This is a genomic window from Citrobacter sp. TBCP-5362, assembly GCF_005406305.1.
Lineage (GTDB): Bacteria > Pseudomonadota > Gammaproteobacteria > Enterobacterales > Enterobacteriaceae > Citrobacter_B > Citrobacter_B koseri.
Window position 1 is genome coordinate 3913740 of the sequence record NZ_CP040234.1, and the last position, 14436, is coordinate 3928175.

The 14436-nt window shown below is 51.2% G+C and carries 18 protein-coding genes; 3 read left to right on the plus strand and 15 right to left on the minus strand.

Going from position 1 to position 14436, the window contains the following annotated elements:
* Positions 1-28: 28 nt before the first annotated feature.
* The 3 genes from FD428_RS18610 (at position 29) to dcm (ending at position 3535) form a co-directional block, all read left to right on the plus strand.
* Positions 29-1234 (plus strand): site-specific integrase, encoded by a 1206-nt coding sequence (locus FD428_RS18610; RefSeq protein WP_114848000.1) that lies wholly within the window; start codon positions 29-31, stop codon positions 1232-1234.
* Between the two features lie 268 nt (positions 1235-1502).
* Positions 1503-2222: an Eco47II family restriction endonuclease gene (locus tag FD428_RS18615; protein WP_058685589.1), complete on the plus strand. Its 720-nt coding sequence runs from the start codon at positions 1503-1505 to the stop codon at positions 2220-2222.
* An 80-nt stretch (positions 2223-2302) separates the two neighbouring features.
* Entirely contained in the window at positions 2303-3535 is a 1233-nt protein-coding gene (gene dcm / locus FD428_RS18620; protein ID WP_058685590.1) for a DNA (cytosine-5-)-methyltransferase, read from the plus strand.
* 42 nt (positions 3536-3577) lie between these two features.
* On the opposite strand, the gene FD428_RS18625 is transcribed toward dcm, so the two are convergent.
* The 15 genes from FD428_RS18625 to FD428_RS18690 form a co-directional block, all read right to left on the minus strand.
* Entirely contained in the window at positions 3578-4006 is a 429-nt protein-coding gene (locus tag FD428_RS18625; RefSeq protein ID WP_049005210.1) for an endonuclease domain-containing protein, read from the minus strand.
* Entirely contained in the window at positions 3979-4278 is a 300-nt protein-coding gene (locus FD428_RS18630) for a hypothetical protein (RefSeq protein WP_049005209.1), read from the minus strand. Before FD428_RS18630 ends, FD428_RS18625 begins: the two co-directional genes overlap by 28 nt.
* Positions 4262-4687: a hypothetical protein gene (locus FD428_RS18635; protein WP_114848001.1), complete on the minus strand. Its 426-nt coding sequence runs from the start codon at positions 4685-4687 to the stop codon at positions 4262-4264. Before FD428_RS18635 ends, FD428_RS18630 begins: the two co-directional genes overlap by 17 nt.
* 18 nt (positions 4688-4705) lie before the next feature.
* Positions 4706-5215 carry an HNH endonuclease signature motif containing protein gene (locus tag FD428_RS18640; protein ID WP_114848002.1) on the minus strand — a complete coding sequence of 170 codons (510 nt, stop codon included), beginning with the start codon at positions 5213-5215 and terminating at the stop codon, positions 4706-4708.
* A gap of 16 nt (positions 5216-5231) precedes the next feature.
* Entirely contained in the window at positions 5232-6227 is a 996-nt protein-coding gene (locus FD428_RS18645; protein WP_114848003.1) for a capsid protein, read from the minus strand.
* Positions 6228-6424: 197 nt separating this feature from the next.
* Entirely contained in the window at positions 6425-6838 is a 414-nt protein-coding gene (locus FD428_RS18650; protein ID WP_069601661.1) for a hypothetical protein, read from the minus strand.
* 139 nt (positions 6839-6977) lie between these two features.
* Positions 6978-7673 (minus strand): hypothetical protein, encoded by a 696-nt coding sequence (locus tag FD428_RS18655; protein ID WP_114848004.1) that lies wholly within the window; start codon positions 7671-7673, stop codon positions 6978-6980.
* Positions 7674-7676: 3 nt separating this feature from the next.
* The gene (locus FD428_RS18660) at positions 7677-7916 is read right to left on the minus strand and encodes a hypothetical protein (protein ID WP_000047583.1); all 240 of its coding nucleotides are present in this window, start codon (positions 7914-7916) and stop codon (positions 7677-7679) included.
* Positions 7917-7928: 12 nt separating this feature from the next.
* Positions 7929-8165 carry a hypothetical protein gene (locus tag FD428_RS18665; RefSeq protein WP_225391100.1) on the minus strand — a complete coding sequence of 79 codons (237 nt, stop codon included), beginning with the start codon at positions 8163-8165 and terminating at the stop codon, positions 7929-7931.
* Complete coding sequence (locus FD428_RS18670) at positions 8162-8725, minus strand: hypothetical protein (RefSeq protein ID WP_114848005.1); 564 nt, start codon at positions 8723-8725, stop codon at positions 8162-8164. Before FD428_RS18670 ends, FD428_RS18665 begins: the two co-directional genes overlap by 4 nt.
* Positions 8722-8898, minus strand: coding sequence for a hypothetical protein (locus tag FD428_RS21750; protein ID WP_164472300.1), 177 nt, complete (start codon positions 8896-8898; stop codon positions 8722-8724). Before FD428_RS21750 ends, FD428_RS18670 begins: the two co-directional genes overlap by 4 nt.
* Entirely contained in the window at positions 8895-9101 is a 207-nt protein-coding gene (locus FD428_RS18675) for a hypothetical protein (protein ID WP_015387042.1), read from the minus strand. Before FD428_RS18675 ends, FD428_RS21750 begins: the two co-directional genes overlap by 4 nt.
* Entirely contained in the window at positions 9098-9532 is a 435-nt protein-coding gene (locus FD428_RS18680; protein WP_015387043.1) for a hypothetical protein, read from the minus strand. Before FD428_RS18680 ends, FD428_RS18675 begins: the two co-directional genes overlap by 4 nt.
* Before the next feature lie 38 nt (positions 9533-9570).
* The gene (locus FD428_RS18685) at positions 9571-11415 is read right to left on the minus strand and encodes a DEAD/DEAH box helicase (protein ID WP_114848006.1); all 1845 of its coding nucleotides are present in this window, start codon (positions 11413-11415) and stop codon (positions 9571-9573) included.
* A gap of 1261 nt (positions 11416-12676) precedes the next feature.
* Positions 12677-13306 (minus strand): recombinase family protein, encoded by a 630-nt coding sequence (locus tag FD428_RS18690; RefSeq protein WP_114848007.1) that lies wholly within the window; start codon positions 13304-13306, stop codon positions 12677-12679.
* Positions 13307-14436 lie beyond the last annotated feature (1130 nt).

A 14436-nucleotide genomic window follows, 5' to 3' on the forward strand; every position in this document is an offset into this window, starting at 1 on the left:
AAGCCCCGACAACATAACCGGGGTTTGTATGAGTTTCAAGAGAGATCGTTATCTAGTTTTAGATCCCTGCGGGAATTACCTCGTGCGGATAGCTATTCCCAGCTACATGCGCCACCTGTTCCAAGGGAAGCGCTACTTTATGAAAAGCACAGGGACACGAGACATACGGCAAGCGCGTTTGTTTCGCGATGCTATTGCTCTGGAATGGACTCGCTTACGGAATCTGCTTAAGCCACAAGGCGGCTCGTCCGTCGATCAAATCATTGATGAGCTACGCCGTGTCAGTATGTATGCTAAGGAAGCCCCCGCATCATTTGGTGCATCGGTTCAGGCTTGCCCTTCCTTGCTAAAAATGCGTGATTTGTACCTGCTTCAATACAGCGAGAAGCGAAAGCTAACCACCCTATCCAAGACCAATAAAGCCGTAGAGGTGCTGTTAACCCACCTGAAAAAGAAAGATGTTCAGTTGCGAGATATTAACCGAACCATAGTTACAGGCTGGTTAGATAAACTCAAAACTGAGCGAGCGCCCCAAACCATCCAGAACTATATCAGTGCACTGGCACAGATATGGGATTTGGCACGCAATCGCTATCACGATGCGCCACAGGATAACCCTTGGCGTGGTCATGCACTCGAAGCCAAAAGCAGCAAGGTCAGCTATGAAGTCTTCGCACCGGGAGAGCTGGCAAAGGTCTATACCTTGCTTGATGACGAGATGAAGGCGGTAACGGCTATTGGTGCTTACAGCGGTATGCGGATCAATGAAATATGTACGCTGCGTGAGAGCAGTATTAAAACTATCGAGGGCGTTTTGTGCTTTGAGATCACCGAGGGGAAGACCAAGAGCGCGGCGCGAATCGTCCCTGTACACAGCAAGATAATCCCTCTCGTGAAGTCGTTGCTCAAGACCACACATAGCGGTTTTCTGTTCTATCACGCCTCAATCACAGACCGGGCAGACGGAAAGCGTTCAACGTGGCACACCCAGCAGTTCACACGGGCGAAGCGCAAAGTTCTTGGCGAACCTGCCGCAGAGAGAAAAGTGTTTCATTCACTCCGACATGCGTTTGTGCAACAGCTCGATCGTGCTCAAGTACCAGAGGATCGCATTGCCTTACTCGTCGGCCATGAGCGAGGTAACACGGAGAGCTTCAAAACTTATTCCAAAAATTCTGCATCTCCAATTGAATTGGCTCGGTATATAGAACAAGTGGCTTATCTCGAAATTTAGGGGGTAACTCCCCTATCCTTGTAACATATTGATATTGATCGAATCCTTAGCGCAAGCCATTCAAAGCCCGCCGCAGCAAACATCCGCCCTTTCTATCATTTAAATGCTTATTGATCGTTCTCATCTATGTCCGTAGTCGTTATGATGGGGAGACTTGCTCCAATGATGTTTTTGAGAGCTGCTGCGTAATTAGCCATAACAGCAATAGTTCCCAAAGGTTACTACGCAAACAAGTCATTGAATTATAAAGAATGATGGAGAGAAAGCCATGGCATTACTTGAATATATCAGTGATGAAGACCTTTTTAACGAAGTTGAAACCTTATTAATTAAAGCTAAAAAGAAAAAAGACGCCGCTGAGAAGACTTTTAACAGCAATGTGATTGACCCTTTTGGTGCGCTTTTTGAAGCTCCGGGTTTCTCATCCCATGAAGAGTGGCGAAACTCCGAACTTGCACGGCAACGTCAGAAGACCATTCAGAATCATGTTGGTACGTTTCACCAAAAAATCCTCGGCCATGTTGATGGATGGCAGGACATGGGAATCGGGGGTATCGTTGATCTCCTCAACGAAGAGAGAAAAATCATTGCTGAGGTGAAGAATAAATACTCAACGGTTACTGGCGGGGACTTAGCTGATAAGTATAAAGGCTTAGATGAACTGGTATCACCTAAATATAGCCGATTTAAGGATTACTGCGCTTACTTTGTTAATATAATCCCTCGCAAGCCTGTTAGGTTTGATATCCCTTTTACCCCCTCTGATAAAGGCAGCGGTACTCTGTGCCTTTCGAATCCTAACATCCGAATCATTGATGGCGCGAGCTTCTATGAGCTTGTCACGGGCAGACCGGATGCTTTGCAGGAACTTTATAGTGCTCTTCCTCACGCAATTGAGTATGTTTTGAACGAGCGTCTCGGACAGAAAGGCTTCTCCATCCCTGATAAAGATAGCTTTATTAAGTATTTTGGTCTCGCTTACGGCTGATAACCATGATCAATGTTTGACAACGACCATGTAAACCCATACAGTAGTAACCATGACTAATGTTGGCATGGTTACTAAGTATGTTAAAGGAAGAGTTTTCACTTTCAGAAGTTGCAGACATTTTGGGTGTGTCAAAAGAAACTTTAAGGCGTTGGGACACTGCTGGAAAATTAGTTTCTCAACGAAATGACGAGAACAACTATCGTTTTTATAGAAAAGATCAACTTAAACATTTTGAACAGGCTCAGTTTTTATTCAAAAGCCAGTGGTCTGATGAGTCTAAAACCTGTAATAACATTTATACTGTATTAGAATTATTTGCTGGCGCAGGGGGTATGGCTTTAGGTTTGGAAAAAGCAGGTTTGAAATCTGTTTTACTAAATGAAATTGATTCCCATGCTTGTAAGACGTTACGAAAAAATAGACCTGAATGGAATGTGGTTGAAGGCGATGTGAGCAAAGTTGACTTCACCCCTTATAGGGATACCGTTGACGTACTGGCTGGCGGTTTCCCTTGCCAAGCATTCTCTTATGCAGGCAAAAAACTTGGTTTTGAAGATACACGAGGCACCCTTTTCTTTGAGTTCGCCAGAGCCGTTAAAGAAATCAATCCGAAAGTTCTTCTAGCAGAGAATGTACGAGGATTGCTAAATCATGATGATGGGCGAACTTTAGAAACAATAAAAAATATTATCACAGACCTAGGTTACACTTTATTTGAGCCTAGGGTACTTAAGGCTATTTTCTACAAAGTGCCACAAAAACGCGAGCGTTTGATTATAGTGGCTGTAAGAAATGATCTTGCTAATGGCATCGATTATGAATGGCCGTCTTCTTACAATAAAATATTAACACTTAAAGATGCTTTAAAAAAGGGAGAGCTGTACGATAGCGACGTGCCAGAGTCTGAGGGACAAAAGTATCCTAAAAGAAAAGCCGAGATTCTAAGCATGGTTCCTCCTGGTGGCTACTGGAGAGATCTTCCAGAGGATATTCAAAAAGAATACATGCTCAAGAGTTTTTACTTAGGCGGTGGCAAAACAGGTATGGCTCGTCGCTTATCGTGGGATGAGCCAAGCCTAACTTTAACATGTGCCCCAGCGCAGAAACAAACAGAGCGTTGCCACCCGGAAGAAACACGACCATTAACAGTGCGTGAGTACGCAAGAATACAGACCTTCCCCGATGACTGGGTATTTGAAGGCCCAATGTCAGCGAAATATAAGCAAATAGGGAATGCGGTTCCTGTTAATCTGTCATTTGCCGTTGGCAAATCAGTTGTGCATCTTTTAGAAAAAATAAATAAAAGATAACCATAAAGGGTAGGTTTCATGACCTACCCTTTTATTCTTACTCTATGTTGGATACGTAAGATTTATTCCTAAATAATTCTTACGATAGATATCCAACATAGCTTTCAAATTTATAATGTTCACGCCACAAGTACGCCCAACATATCGCCCACCCTCAGCAGCGTTAGCAGAGCGATGCACCACAGCACGCACGCGCCCGGTTCGATGGCAGTGATCTAGCACGGCAGACGCAAGGCGCAGCGGTTTACCTGTCACCGCACAGCGACGGTATTGATAATTCCACAGGAAGACACGGACGGCAGCCACGTCAGCGCGGCGCAGCTCCAGCCGCCCGGAACCATTCAACAGGAAGCGATACACATCTTCGAATACAGCAGCATTTGTAATCCGTTCTGCCAGCGGCATGTTGCCGAGATGTTCCAGATAGCCCCGCATCGCTTTTCTTAGTAGTTGGTCTGTCCGTGTAACCATGATTCAAAGTCTCCATTGTCAGAGGCTGCCCGCTTGCAGGCTTCGTATTCTTCGCACTGGCGTTGGCAAACCAGAACATAAAGCTCATCAGCCATCGCATTAACGCGTTTGTCACTGATACCGTTGCGGCGCATTAGCCCCAGCAGCTTACGAAATTCAGCTTCCAGCTCAGGCTCTCCGTTATCCATTACCCACTGTTTCAGGTCAGCGAGTACGCCAGTCATTGGCGGCGGCTCGATGTACCGCCACCTTAATTTAATCGTGGTTATCATCTTCTTTATTCTCTCTGTAAGCCGGGTGCATTACCCGGTATTGCTCAATGGTCAAACCCTCGCTGGCCGCTGTAAGCCGTTCCTTTTGCTTACCCGCCAATCGTAAGGCGCTGTCTCTCCAGCAGAGCAGAAAGAAGATGGTCAGCACCTGTTTACTCAATCCATCCAGAAGATCGCCAAGTCCTTGATCCAGCAGACAGGCACGCCATGCAGCGGCGTGCTCCGTCATAGCACCCACTATCGGGACAGGTGCGCCGAGCGTTGTCGCAAGCTGACTCATAACACTATTAGCATCGCCCGGATGCAGTCGGGGAATAGTCATGCGGCCAGCCTGCGCCAACAGTTCGGCGTACCGCTGGCGGCGTGGGTCATCACATGCCAGCGGTTTAATTGGCTTTTCATCAGCCATATATGGAACCTCCGAGGATTAGGCAGCCTGCAACAAATCGGCTGGCGTTGAGGGATGGTATCTGGCTTTAGCTTTTAAATAGGCAGCACGCGCCGCCGCTTCGGTAGTAAATAAGCCAAGGTGACGGAGTACACCATCTACGCGTATGTAAGCCTCCCATTTGCTACAGCCCTTATTCCAGCTATACCCCCTTGCCTTGCGTCGGTTCTGGTCGTTTTCCCGCTGCGTAACCAAGCGCAGATTGCATAGGCGGTTGTCGTCACGGATACCGTTGATGTGATCGATCTGCTTACCGTGAGGAATAGCGCCATGCGCAAGAATCCACGCCACGCGATGGGCTTTTAGCTGGTACTGCTTGCCATCAAGTCGCAGGGCAACTTGACGATAGCCATCAGCTCGCCGGGTGGAGTCAGCATAGGAGCCAGCCTTAACCCGGCGTCGCTTAGCTTTATGGTGCAGGCGACCTGTCACCGGGTCATACAGGAAAAGGAATCGCAACAGCTCAGGGGCGTAAGCATCATTAACCATGACTCAGCCCCTCCAGTTATGCAGCTTGTCGGAAATTGATAACGCAGTCAGGACGACGCAGCCCAACGTTGAACAGGCGATATGAGTCCATCACCATCGTTATTTCGCGTTCATCATCCCACTGGCGATTGATGACGCTCTGCGCTTCGACCGTCAACAGTACCGAGGAAGGTTTAAACAGCGTTGCCCTCGTCATCGCTTCCTCTGCGGTAACGTCATAATCAGCGCCCAGTTCATGCCCGGTAATGGCTTCCTGCGGGTAACTATTCAGCTCGATAACTCGCACCCCAGCGACATAGCCAACACGACGCCATGCGTAATCGTTGCCACTATCCCGGCTGTAACGGACGTTCATCAGCTTCTTATGTTCCATCAGGATGCTGAACCAAGCCGGGTCGATAAGCAGTACCAGCTCCGCCACCGGAATATCTTTCTCAGTCAGGAATCGATTAACAGCAGCTTTAATAGCGTTAACCAGCTCATTCGCGGCGTCTTCTTCGCTCCCCGCTGTCAGGTCGAGCGAGACAACGTTATCCGTCAACGGGTTAAACGTTGGTTGCAGTGTCGGCGGTGGTACAAAGTCAGTCGCTTTGATTAGCTGGATGGTGTGCGCTTCGTCGTAGAATTTAGCGTGAGCAGTACCGATATTGCGGCTCAGCTCTGAGCGAAAGGTGGGTGCTGTCCAGTCATCCTGATAGTCAATCGGGATGCGGATATAGCTCAGCGTATCCACAGAGATAATCAGCTTATCCGACTTAACAGCGGTAGGCTCCAGCGATTGCCCTGCGGTTCTGCCCTTCACCTCAAGATCACCACTCAGGCGATCAATGCGGTATTGGTTGCTGGCTTTCAGCGGCCTGTATGTAGACAGCCTCTCGGCCAGAAATACGGATTTGGACTCTAAACGGGTCTGGACATCCCGGTCATAAGCCTCGATGTGAATATCATTGTCGGATTCCACCCCGCCATAATGTGGGCGAAACAGATCGGGACTGTACGAAGTATCAGCCATAACAAAACTCCTACGTAGGTTGATGAAGCCCGCGCCATCGTCATGGCACAGACGTGCGTAATCCTCCCGCCGAGGCAGGATTCAGAACGGTATCGATTAAAGGGATGAGGTGCCCCGAAATGGGCGTTTTGAGGCCAGAGCTGGCGCGGTTCTCAGGGGTTAGTGCGCGTGAAGTAAGGCGAACGCATTACCTTGCATTAGTGCGCACTCATACGCGCCATGTTCAACACCTTCCGCACAGAGGTTTCAGACACGCCAACCTTGCTTGCGATGTAACGATTCTTCTGGCCTTTTGCAGAGCGATCGATAATGTCAGCGCGTATCGCCTCAGTGATCACCTTGCGGGGTCTGGCTCGATTCTTCTCGTGCCGTTCACGTTCGCGCATCCGCTCGGCCATCTTCGGCGGTAGTACAGGGGAAAGCCCACGGCTAACGCCAGATGTGCGGGTGCCGGATGTGGCAGAACGGGCAACGATATAAACCGCTTCGTCTGGGTTAAAAGCGTGCTGCACACGCTCAGGGTAAATGTGGTCGCATCTACCCAGCGGCAAGGCGAAATCCGGGCGCACGTCAGCGACACGCTCCACGGCATGGAAATTACAGGTGCTCATTACGAACCTCGGTTAATTAAAAATAGGCTTTCAGATGCCGCGCAGAATGCGGCTTGCGGGGACTCATGCGCATAGATTGGTGTGGTAGTACCGGGTTGGTGCGCACTCAGTCTTGCAGGGCGCATTCCACCGTTGGGCGTTAGCGGCCAGCACGTTTGCCAGCGGAGCGCTGCGCAACGAGAGCACGGTATTGTTCGTCGTACTGGCGATGGCCGGGGCCATACCCTGATTGCTGCGCCCACTGCGAAAGCTGGTCATACGCTGCGATAAACTCGGCATGAGACATACCGACAGGTTGCGCTGCGGGCTGACCATATGTGTTCGCCTGCGACGGGACATAACCAGTGGCAGAGCCAGCGGCCATACGCTCTTGCAGATACTGAACCGCCCGCTGCATCTGTGCAGGGTCGCCAGACATAACCATCCGTTCAAGGGTAGATTGCGTCCCGGCGTCGAGCGTACCAGCGAACTGCAACATGGCGTCAACTGTTCCCTGCCCTAACTGGCTTTCGACAGACTGGTGAAACTGCCCCATCAGCCCATGAAGTTCAGGAGTCAACTCTACAGCGCTTCCGTCCATCAGGGGGATAGTATCGCCCACCTGCGCCCCGGCGCTGTCCGCGTTCTGATCTTGCTGATTCGCAATATTGCTACTATTCCATTGGCCGCCATCATTGCCGTTAACGGGCTGGGTACGGAGGAAATCAGCATCAGCAGGCGCAGAGCTAAAGCGGGATGCGCCATTGTCAGCGCCAACAGGTGCAGCCATGTATGGCGATTGCTGCGGCGCAGCATCAGCACCGGAAAGGTACGGATTAACATTCTGGTCAGACATAAATTATTCTCCTGATAATGCTCTAAAGTCGTGTACCTGCGCTAACAACAGCATATGAACAGGCACACAACGCTCCGGCAGTTTGCGTACACCGTGATACGCTTTCCCCATATCCTGACGGTCAACCTGATATGCACGGGCGAGGTCTGCCTGACTCACCTCAAGCGATTCAGAAATCAGCTTTAATTGTGCAGCCCAGTCTGTATTCTTACGTGGCGGCAGCAATACAATAGTTTTGCTCATGGTAATTCCTCGTTAAAGTAATCCACGTTTACGAAGCCAACGGCGCTCACCAACGGAGCCGCGCGGACGTTGTTTCGGATTCTGGTTAAGTGTTTGGCTGGGGTCAGTTCGACCTTTCCCGGTCAGGTTCTGCGTCAGCACATCCCAACCCCGTGATTCAATCGGAGCGTATCCTTCACGCTGTTCGTCAAGGTTCACATAGAGATCAGGGTTAACGGCGGGGTGCAGCGGTTCGTTCTCTGCCATCATTCAGCCTCGCTGAATTTGGAGTTAACAGACTCCAGAGTATCCGGGTACGACCAACGATTTCTCAGACAGCGTTGCACATGCGCGACGACTTCAACAGGGACGCCCAGCTTCCCGGCGATCTCCGCAGCAGGCCAACCGAAGCGCTCTAAATTGTGGATTTCATCTAAATCAGTAGGCACCAACTTGCGCACTACTTTCGCTTTCTCCGGCTTTGCTTTGACGGCTTTCGGCACTGGGTGCGTGTGGACGTTGCTAAAGCGGGAATGGGCGATAGCCAGCACAGTCTCAGGGCGAATCAGCATATCGCGGGCAATCATAAACTCTGTATCGCGGTGCAGCTTGCCGGGCTTATAGCGGCTGCGGATGGCGTTGTACTCCGCCAGAGTGATATCAGCATCGTCTTTCCAATTTTCGGCCAAGTCATCGACATAGACGCCACGGATTACAGCATCAATATCGGTCAGGGTATGACCTGTCTCCGCTGCAATCTCTTCATTGTTCTTTAGGTGCTTATGAGCCAGCGCGTTAATGCGCTGGATATCGGTAATACTCAAAGTCATAAATTAAACTCCGAATCAAATTTAATCTGGTCAGTAACCAGCGTGTGGATCAGCGCAAGGCTTGATGCGGTATGTGTGCCCGACTTGCGGGCGTTGTCGTACATGGTGCGTGCGGCGCTCTGATAATTCGGCGGCAGGGTGGCAAACCATGCTCTAAACTCTGCGGGTGTCATTGCTCGTCATCCTCAAATACACGGTTAAATGACGTGTCCGGCGCTTCTACGGCATTGGCCTTAAGGAAGTTGACCGCACTGGATAACTCCGCTGCGGCCATGCGCGACTCACCAGCCTTGTCTTCCTCAAGGCGGCGAATCAGCGCCCCAAGAAGCAAGCCTTTCATTCGCCACGTTTCATTTTCAAATTCAGATTTCGTCATTGGTGGTTGTCTCCAGTTAGTCCCATTGCACGCAGGTGTTGAATGACCTCGGCATGTACTGGCTTTGGTAAAAACAGGCGACGCTGCACGGATTGAAATATCTCGTCGCGCGTCTTGTCGGCAGGGTGAACAGTCCCATTAAAGACCTCACGAGCCATGCGATAGGTCGGCCAAAGACGAGCGCCATCCTCCCGGCGTCGGAATCTATTCAGCACAGCGGCCAGACATTCCCAAGGCTCACAGTTATTGAGCAGGCAATACCGCTGTAGAGGCGTACTTGCTTGACGTAACAAAGCCTCACGGTTAAGGGTCTGGCGGTGGCGCTCAGCCAATCCATCAAAGGAATAGCCGTTCAGGGCGAAGGCAAGTTGTGCGGTGACGAGCGCATCCGCACGCGCAGCACGACGCTGCGCATGTTCGGTAACAGGCATATGGATTAACTCCAGAGAATGAGGGGGAGCCTTTCGACTCAGAGGTATTTTGCGATGTACTGCCAGTTGCAGTTTTCAGGGCGGTAGAAGTAAGCAAGCTCATCAGGCGCAGCATCCAGCGCCAGCGATGACCACAGCAGAAACGCGCGGGCAGGTTGACCATCGCGCCCGGCTCGTCCAATCATCTGAATGAGGTCAGGCAGGTCATCAGGAATATAGGTAACGATGACGTTGCGAATGTCTGGCACATCAGCCCCCAGCCCGAAGGCTTTAGTAGCAATCAGAATCGCGCCCGGCGTAGTGGCAAACCACTCAGCGTTTGCGTGGCGTTCCTCGTTGCTCAGGTGCATCGTCTTCGAATGATATGGCCGCGCCCGGTCGCCCAAGAGCTTCAGGTACGCCCGCAACGTCTTAAGGTCATTGACGAGAATGAGCGTCTTCTCTTCATCCGGCAGAGCCTCAGCCAGACCAACAGCCGCACGGTATCGCTGGCGGCACTGCCTGACCGGAATCAACTGGATATTCTCGCGAGCAACATCAGCACGGAATGTGACGTAGTCGCCACGGCATCCCAGCGCCTCCATTAAACCGCGCTCATTTTCACGTAGTAGAGTAGCCGTAAACACGCAGCGTTGAGCCGAGGGAAAAGCATTCTGTAGTGTGTGCTGCATTGCGTCGTAAGCTGGGCGGAAATCCCAGTCTTTGACCGTGTGTGCCTCATCGATAATAAAACGATCAACGCCATAAGCCATCAGCGCCGCGAGAACCTGACTCGACGGAACCAGATGTTCAGGCGAAACAACAGCAACCCGGAACACCCCGGCTGCTAGTCCCGCCAGTTGTTGTGCGTTGCGGTGCCTCGGTAGCTTATCGCCAAAGGCCACAGCGTGAATGCCAGCCTCCCGCAACTGGCGGAGAATCTGACGCTTAAGGGTATTAGTAGGAACCACGATTACAGACAGGCCAATGCCAGCGCGGGACTCATAAATCAATGGATAAGTGAAGGCGGCGCTTTTGCCATACCCGGTCGGCAGTACGGCAAGCACATCACTGCCACGGGAAAAGATCGCATCAGCAACAGACAACTGCCCCGGCCTCCACTCCAGCCCATCAGGTGGCAGCAGGCTAACGCGTGCGTTTCGGTCACAGCGAGCCAGCGGGCGGAACTCATACGGTGCAGTATTCAGTGGCGGCACAGACGGCGAAGCAGCCAAGCCGTTCGGGTCACAATGATGATTAGAACTATTAAATCTATCTTCGGTAGGCTTCGACTCTCCACACCACAATTGACGAAACTCCCCTGAGTCTCCGTAGCGTTTGAAATCTGCGTTGCGCATAGCTTCCAGTTGGTTCATGCCCCGACTGATACGGCGCATGGTCTTCTCATCGCAAATCAGGAACTCGCGGCAGGCTTTGAGAAAAGCATTCTGTCCGGTTGTCGCTTCCGGCACGGCGTGCTCGCGCGGTTTCAATGCGGCATCATCTACGCGAACACCGGGAAAATCTGGCGGCAGCGGGTCAGCATAACGAGCAGGCTTCTTGTTTAACCACAGCTCCAGCTCAGCGCATCGGCAATGAATTGCGTCACCGGGCTGGATGACTTGCCGCAACCCAGTGTCAGAGCGCTGTTTTTGCTTCTTCGGTTGAACACCGTGCAGCGCTCGCCACTCCCGCAGGGTCATAGCGGAGCCATCAGCATTGTAATAAAACTCTTCGGTCTTTGTGTTGTATGCCGCCTTAACGGGTTTACGCTTTACGGGGCATATCTTGGAACGTCGAATAACAATCCCGTCAGCGATCATTTGCTGCACATCTGCGTTTGCAGTATTGAGCAGCTCGGCGTCAGCAGCCTGCTCAAGCAGGCGGCGTAGATTCGTTGGCATGGTGAAATCTCCAGAAAATAGGGGTAGGTATTAGCTCAGGTTGGGGCGGTGGTACAGGTGCGGCAGACTCTCTGCCCTTATAGAGGTTTTCGTGGCAGTGGTTGCGTCGGGGGTTCTATCTGCCTTAATAGATGCTCTCAAAATCGGAGAGTTTGTCGCAATTCGGGAGCTGTTCTTTCTCCTTATTAGACACTTTAATTTGATCATTTTTCGTTCAAGACCCTGCAAAGCCTTATTGCGTATGGGCTGGGCGCATTTAACAGAGCAGTTTTAAGTAGGTTTAAAACGTGCAAGTAATGCTCTATATCTCCTTATTAGTAGCCTTTAAAATTAAAAATATAAGCTACTGATATCAATAGATAATTATGAAAGTGTCTATAGTGATATAGTATCGCTAGATACGCAGAGCGAGCGCGGCGCAGCCGAAACAAGCGAGCGCGGAACGTCAACGGATGGAATCCGACAGGATGACAGACGGCAGACAGTGAACGCAGGAGGACAGTAACAGACAGTAGACCGTGACGGCGTGCCATAGCTGGCAGTAGCACAGCAGGCAGTAAGACCAATGACCAACGGCTAAGACCTGAAAGGAAACGAACAAGGAAGATGATTGAATGCTACAGAAATGAATTGAAGATGTTATGAAGAATACCGTACCGATATCAGGATAAGATTGAATACAGAAGTAATACCGATACAGAGTACCGTCCCACTACACAACCCCGCCGCGTTGACCGCCCGGCAAGCACGGTTGCGTGGAGGGCCGAGCATCAGCAGCGGACGCAGGCCGATGAATGAGCCGAAGGCGAATGAAAGCGGACTAGCGGACGCGAGAAGCGTAGCCAGTGGTGAGCGTGAAGCGATACACTGATTAGGAGATGGGGATGTAGGGGAAGAACCCTTTTTTGTACATGCATATAAAATGCAACTTTAAAGCAAACCAAGCAGCACCAGCCCGCGTCTCGTCTGGCTTTGTAGATAGACAACACAGCCTTTGATCCCTTCCCCTGCCCCATCCCTCGAATTGTTCAGTGATAAATCACATTCACAATCTGATCTCGATGTTCATCGTCTGGCACGGCTAAAGCCCCGCCACCTCTTCACATCGAGAGCCGCAAGTAACACGAAAATACATTATAAATCATATCGTTATGACATTACGCATAACATAACCCACTGAAATCAATACAAAAGCTGTAGGTCATCCATCACCCACAGCCCAGTAACGGCCAGTCATAGCACCTTATTCGCTTGTAGGCCATCACTCCGTAACGCTGGCGGCCAGCTCTCGCTTGATGCGGTAGAACGTTGCCCGGCTTATCCCGGCAGCTTTCATGATGCGATCCGGTTTCACACCCTGCGCCAGCATTTCCCTGACGGTCTCGCGAGCGGCGGCATCCTTCTGACTCCCACGATAAAGCCCCTCAGCTTTGGCTCGTTCAATGCCCTGCCGCTGGCGCATCAGTCGCGTCTCGTAGTCCACGCGAGCCATTGTAGCGAGGATGTCGATCAGCATTGCATTAACGGCTCTCAGGATGCCACTGGTTAGCTCTGACGCGGTTTCGTTCAGCAACTGCCATGAGGTTGGCAGGTCAACGGCGACGATCACCAGCCCCTTATCCTGAATCCTCTGTTTCAGTGTCGCCCATTCTTTTTGAGTCAGGCGGCTTAGCCTGTCGATGCTTTCGATAAGCAGGACGTCGCCAGCCTCCGCCTCACCCAGCAGGCGCATCAGTTCAGGACGCTCCAGCCGCGCACCGCTGGCGTTCTCGATGTATCGCGCAGCAATAGACCAACCACGCTCATTAGCGAAATCCTCCAGCGCAGGAACGGCACGGTCGGCGTGTTGCTCGGCGGTGGATGCCCTGGCATACAGACGAACGTTATTCATGATTCCCCCTCCAAATCTCAGTGAAGTATCACATCCCGACATGAAGGAGATCACACTTAAAAACCGTGGTCAATAGGGTATAAAATAAATTTGATTGCGACAGCGGCGGCACATCACAATGCGGTATACCCGAATGAGACAGGCGCAGCCGCGACAGACTGGCACCGCACCACAGCAGCAAAGCCCCACGGCGCACGTAGCAGATCACCACAGCACCGCCACGATCACGAAATCACTCAGACGTTAAATCACACACCGAAAGCACAGGACGCCGTAGAACGCGGCACAGATCGTTTTAGAGGGATGTACAGATACACAGTGAAAATCAATCGCCCGCACCCACATTCGGCAGCAGCAATCGTCCAGCATTTCGCGCCTGCAACGGTTGTCTCGGATGAGCAAAATCTTAGGGTTTTCTCAGCGACCCCTGACGCGCGGGCACGCACATGCGCACGGGGGCGCGGGCGAGCTATAGAGTTGAGGGAGGGGCAACCATAAGCGTGCAATTTTTCAAGCCGGGGATTCAGCTATAGGCTAACGGTAGAATGCGGCTTGTAGAGGGTTGTGCGCACATACCCAATACAACCGCATTACTTCATGCGCACAAGTCCCTGAGAGCCGCTTGGGACGGGATCTCCGAAGTGCCTTTATGCCCCTCTGCTAAGTAATCTGGCAATACCAACCATTAGCCCCGTTGGTGGTAAGACAACAAGCGGAGCCTCTGGCGACTTCATCAGGGTTATGTCAGTTAGTGAGGCTTATCAGGATGACCATGTACCCAAAGGGAGCGAGGCCGAACCGCTGGCAGAGCTTGCATATGGTCTGCAAGTACCGTAACCACCATAAACCTGTTTATCCCCTGCGGCGTCTCGCGACGGCGACAGAACGGGGGCATCGGACTAAAATGCGCTTCACTAAAAGTTTTTGGGATTGTTTAGAGACGGTGGCTACGTCATAGCTTTCAAGTTGAGTCAGTACGTGTTTGACGCTTGGAACTACACGCCGCTATGAGTTAACATCCCAATTACCACTATCAACCACAGCGGCTTTTTCAAGGGACATAACAGAGCATTTCTTACAGGCAAAAGAGACAGATTTTATTGTCTAACTAGCTGTATTGTAAGGAATTT

What these genes read in the sequence shown, in the direction of transcription:
- FD428_RS18610 (WP_114848000.1), top strand. Translation starts at nt 29, where the DNA reads ATGAGTTTCAAGAGAGATCGTTATCTAGTTTTAGATCCCTGCGGGAAT.
- FD428_RS18615 (WP_058685589.1), top strand. Translation starts at nt 1,503, where the DNA reads ATGGCATTACTTGAATATATCAGTGATGAAGACCTTTTTAACGAAGTT.
- dcm (WP_058685590.1), top strand. Translation starts at nt 2,303, where the DNA reads ATGTTAAAGGAAGAGTTTTCACTTTCAGAAGTTGCAGACATTTTGGGT.
- FD428_RS18625 (WP_049005210.1), bottom strand. Translation starts at nt 4,006, where the DNA reads ATGGTTACACGGACAGACCAACTACTAAGAAAAGCGATGCGGGGCTAT.
- FD428_RS18630 (WP_049005209.1), bottom strand. Translation starts at nt 4,278, where the DNA reads ATGATAACCACGATTAAATTAAGGTGGCGGTACATCGAGCCGCCGCCA.
- FD428_RS18635 (WP_114848001.1), bottom strand. Translation starts at nt 4,687, where the DNA reads ATGGCTGATGAAAAGCCAATTAAACCGCTGGCATGTGATGACCCACGC.
- FD428_RS18640 (WP_114848002.1), bottom strand. Translation starts at nt 5,215, where the DNA reads ATGGTTAATGATGCTTACGCCCCTGAGCTGTTGCGATTCCTTTTCCTG.
- FD428_RS18645 (WP_114848003.1), bottom strand. Translation starts at nt 6,227, where the DNA reads ATGGCTGATACTTCGTACAGTCCCGATCTGTTTCGCCCACATTATGGC.
- FD428_RS18650 (WP_069601661.1), bottom strand. Translation starts at nt 6,838, where the DNA reads ATGAGCACCTGTAATTTCCATGCCGTGGAGCGTGTCGCTGACGTGCGC.
- FD428_RS18655 (WP_114848004.1), bottom strand. Translation starts at nt 7,673, where the DNA reads ATGTCTGACCAGAATGTTAATCCGTACCTTTCCGGTGCTGATGCTGCG.
- FD428_RS18660 (WP_000047583.1), bottom strand. Translation starts at nt 7,916, where the DNA reads ATGAGCAAAACTATTGTATTGCTGCCGCCACGTAAGAATACAGACTGG.
- FD428_RS18665 (WP_225391100.1), bottom strand. Translation starts at nt 8,165, where the DNA reads ATGATGGCAGAGAACGAACCGCTGCACCCCGCCGTTAACCCTGATCTC.
- FD428_RS18670 (WP_114848005.1), bottom strand. Translation starts at nt 8,725, where the DNA reads ATGACTTTGAGTATTACCGATATCCAGCGCATTAACGCGCTGGCTCAT.
- FD428_RS21750 (WP_164472300.1), bottom strand. Translation starts at nt 8,898, where the DNA reads ATGACACCCGCAGAGTTTAGAGCATGGTTTGCCACCCTGCCGCCGAAT.
- FD428_RS18675 (WP_015387042.1), bottom strand. Translation starts at nt 9,101, where the DNA reads ATGACGAAATCTGAATTTGAAAATGAAACGTGGCGAATGAAAGGCTTG.
- FD428_RS18680 (WP_015387043.1), bottom strand. Translation starts at nt 9,532, where the DNA reads ATGCCTGTTACCGAACATGCGCAGCGTCGTGCTGCGCGTGCGGATGCG.
- FD428_RS18685 (WP_114848006.1), bottom strand. Translation starts at nt 11,415, where the DNA reads ATGCCAACGAATCTACGCCGCCTGCTTGAGCAGGCTGCTGACGCCGAG.
- FD428_RS18690 (WP_114848007.1), bottom strand. Translation starts at nt 13,306, where the DNA reads ATGAATAACGTTCGTCTGTATGCCAGGGCATCCACCGCCGAGCAACAC.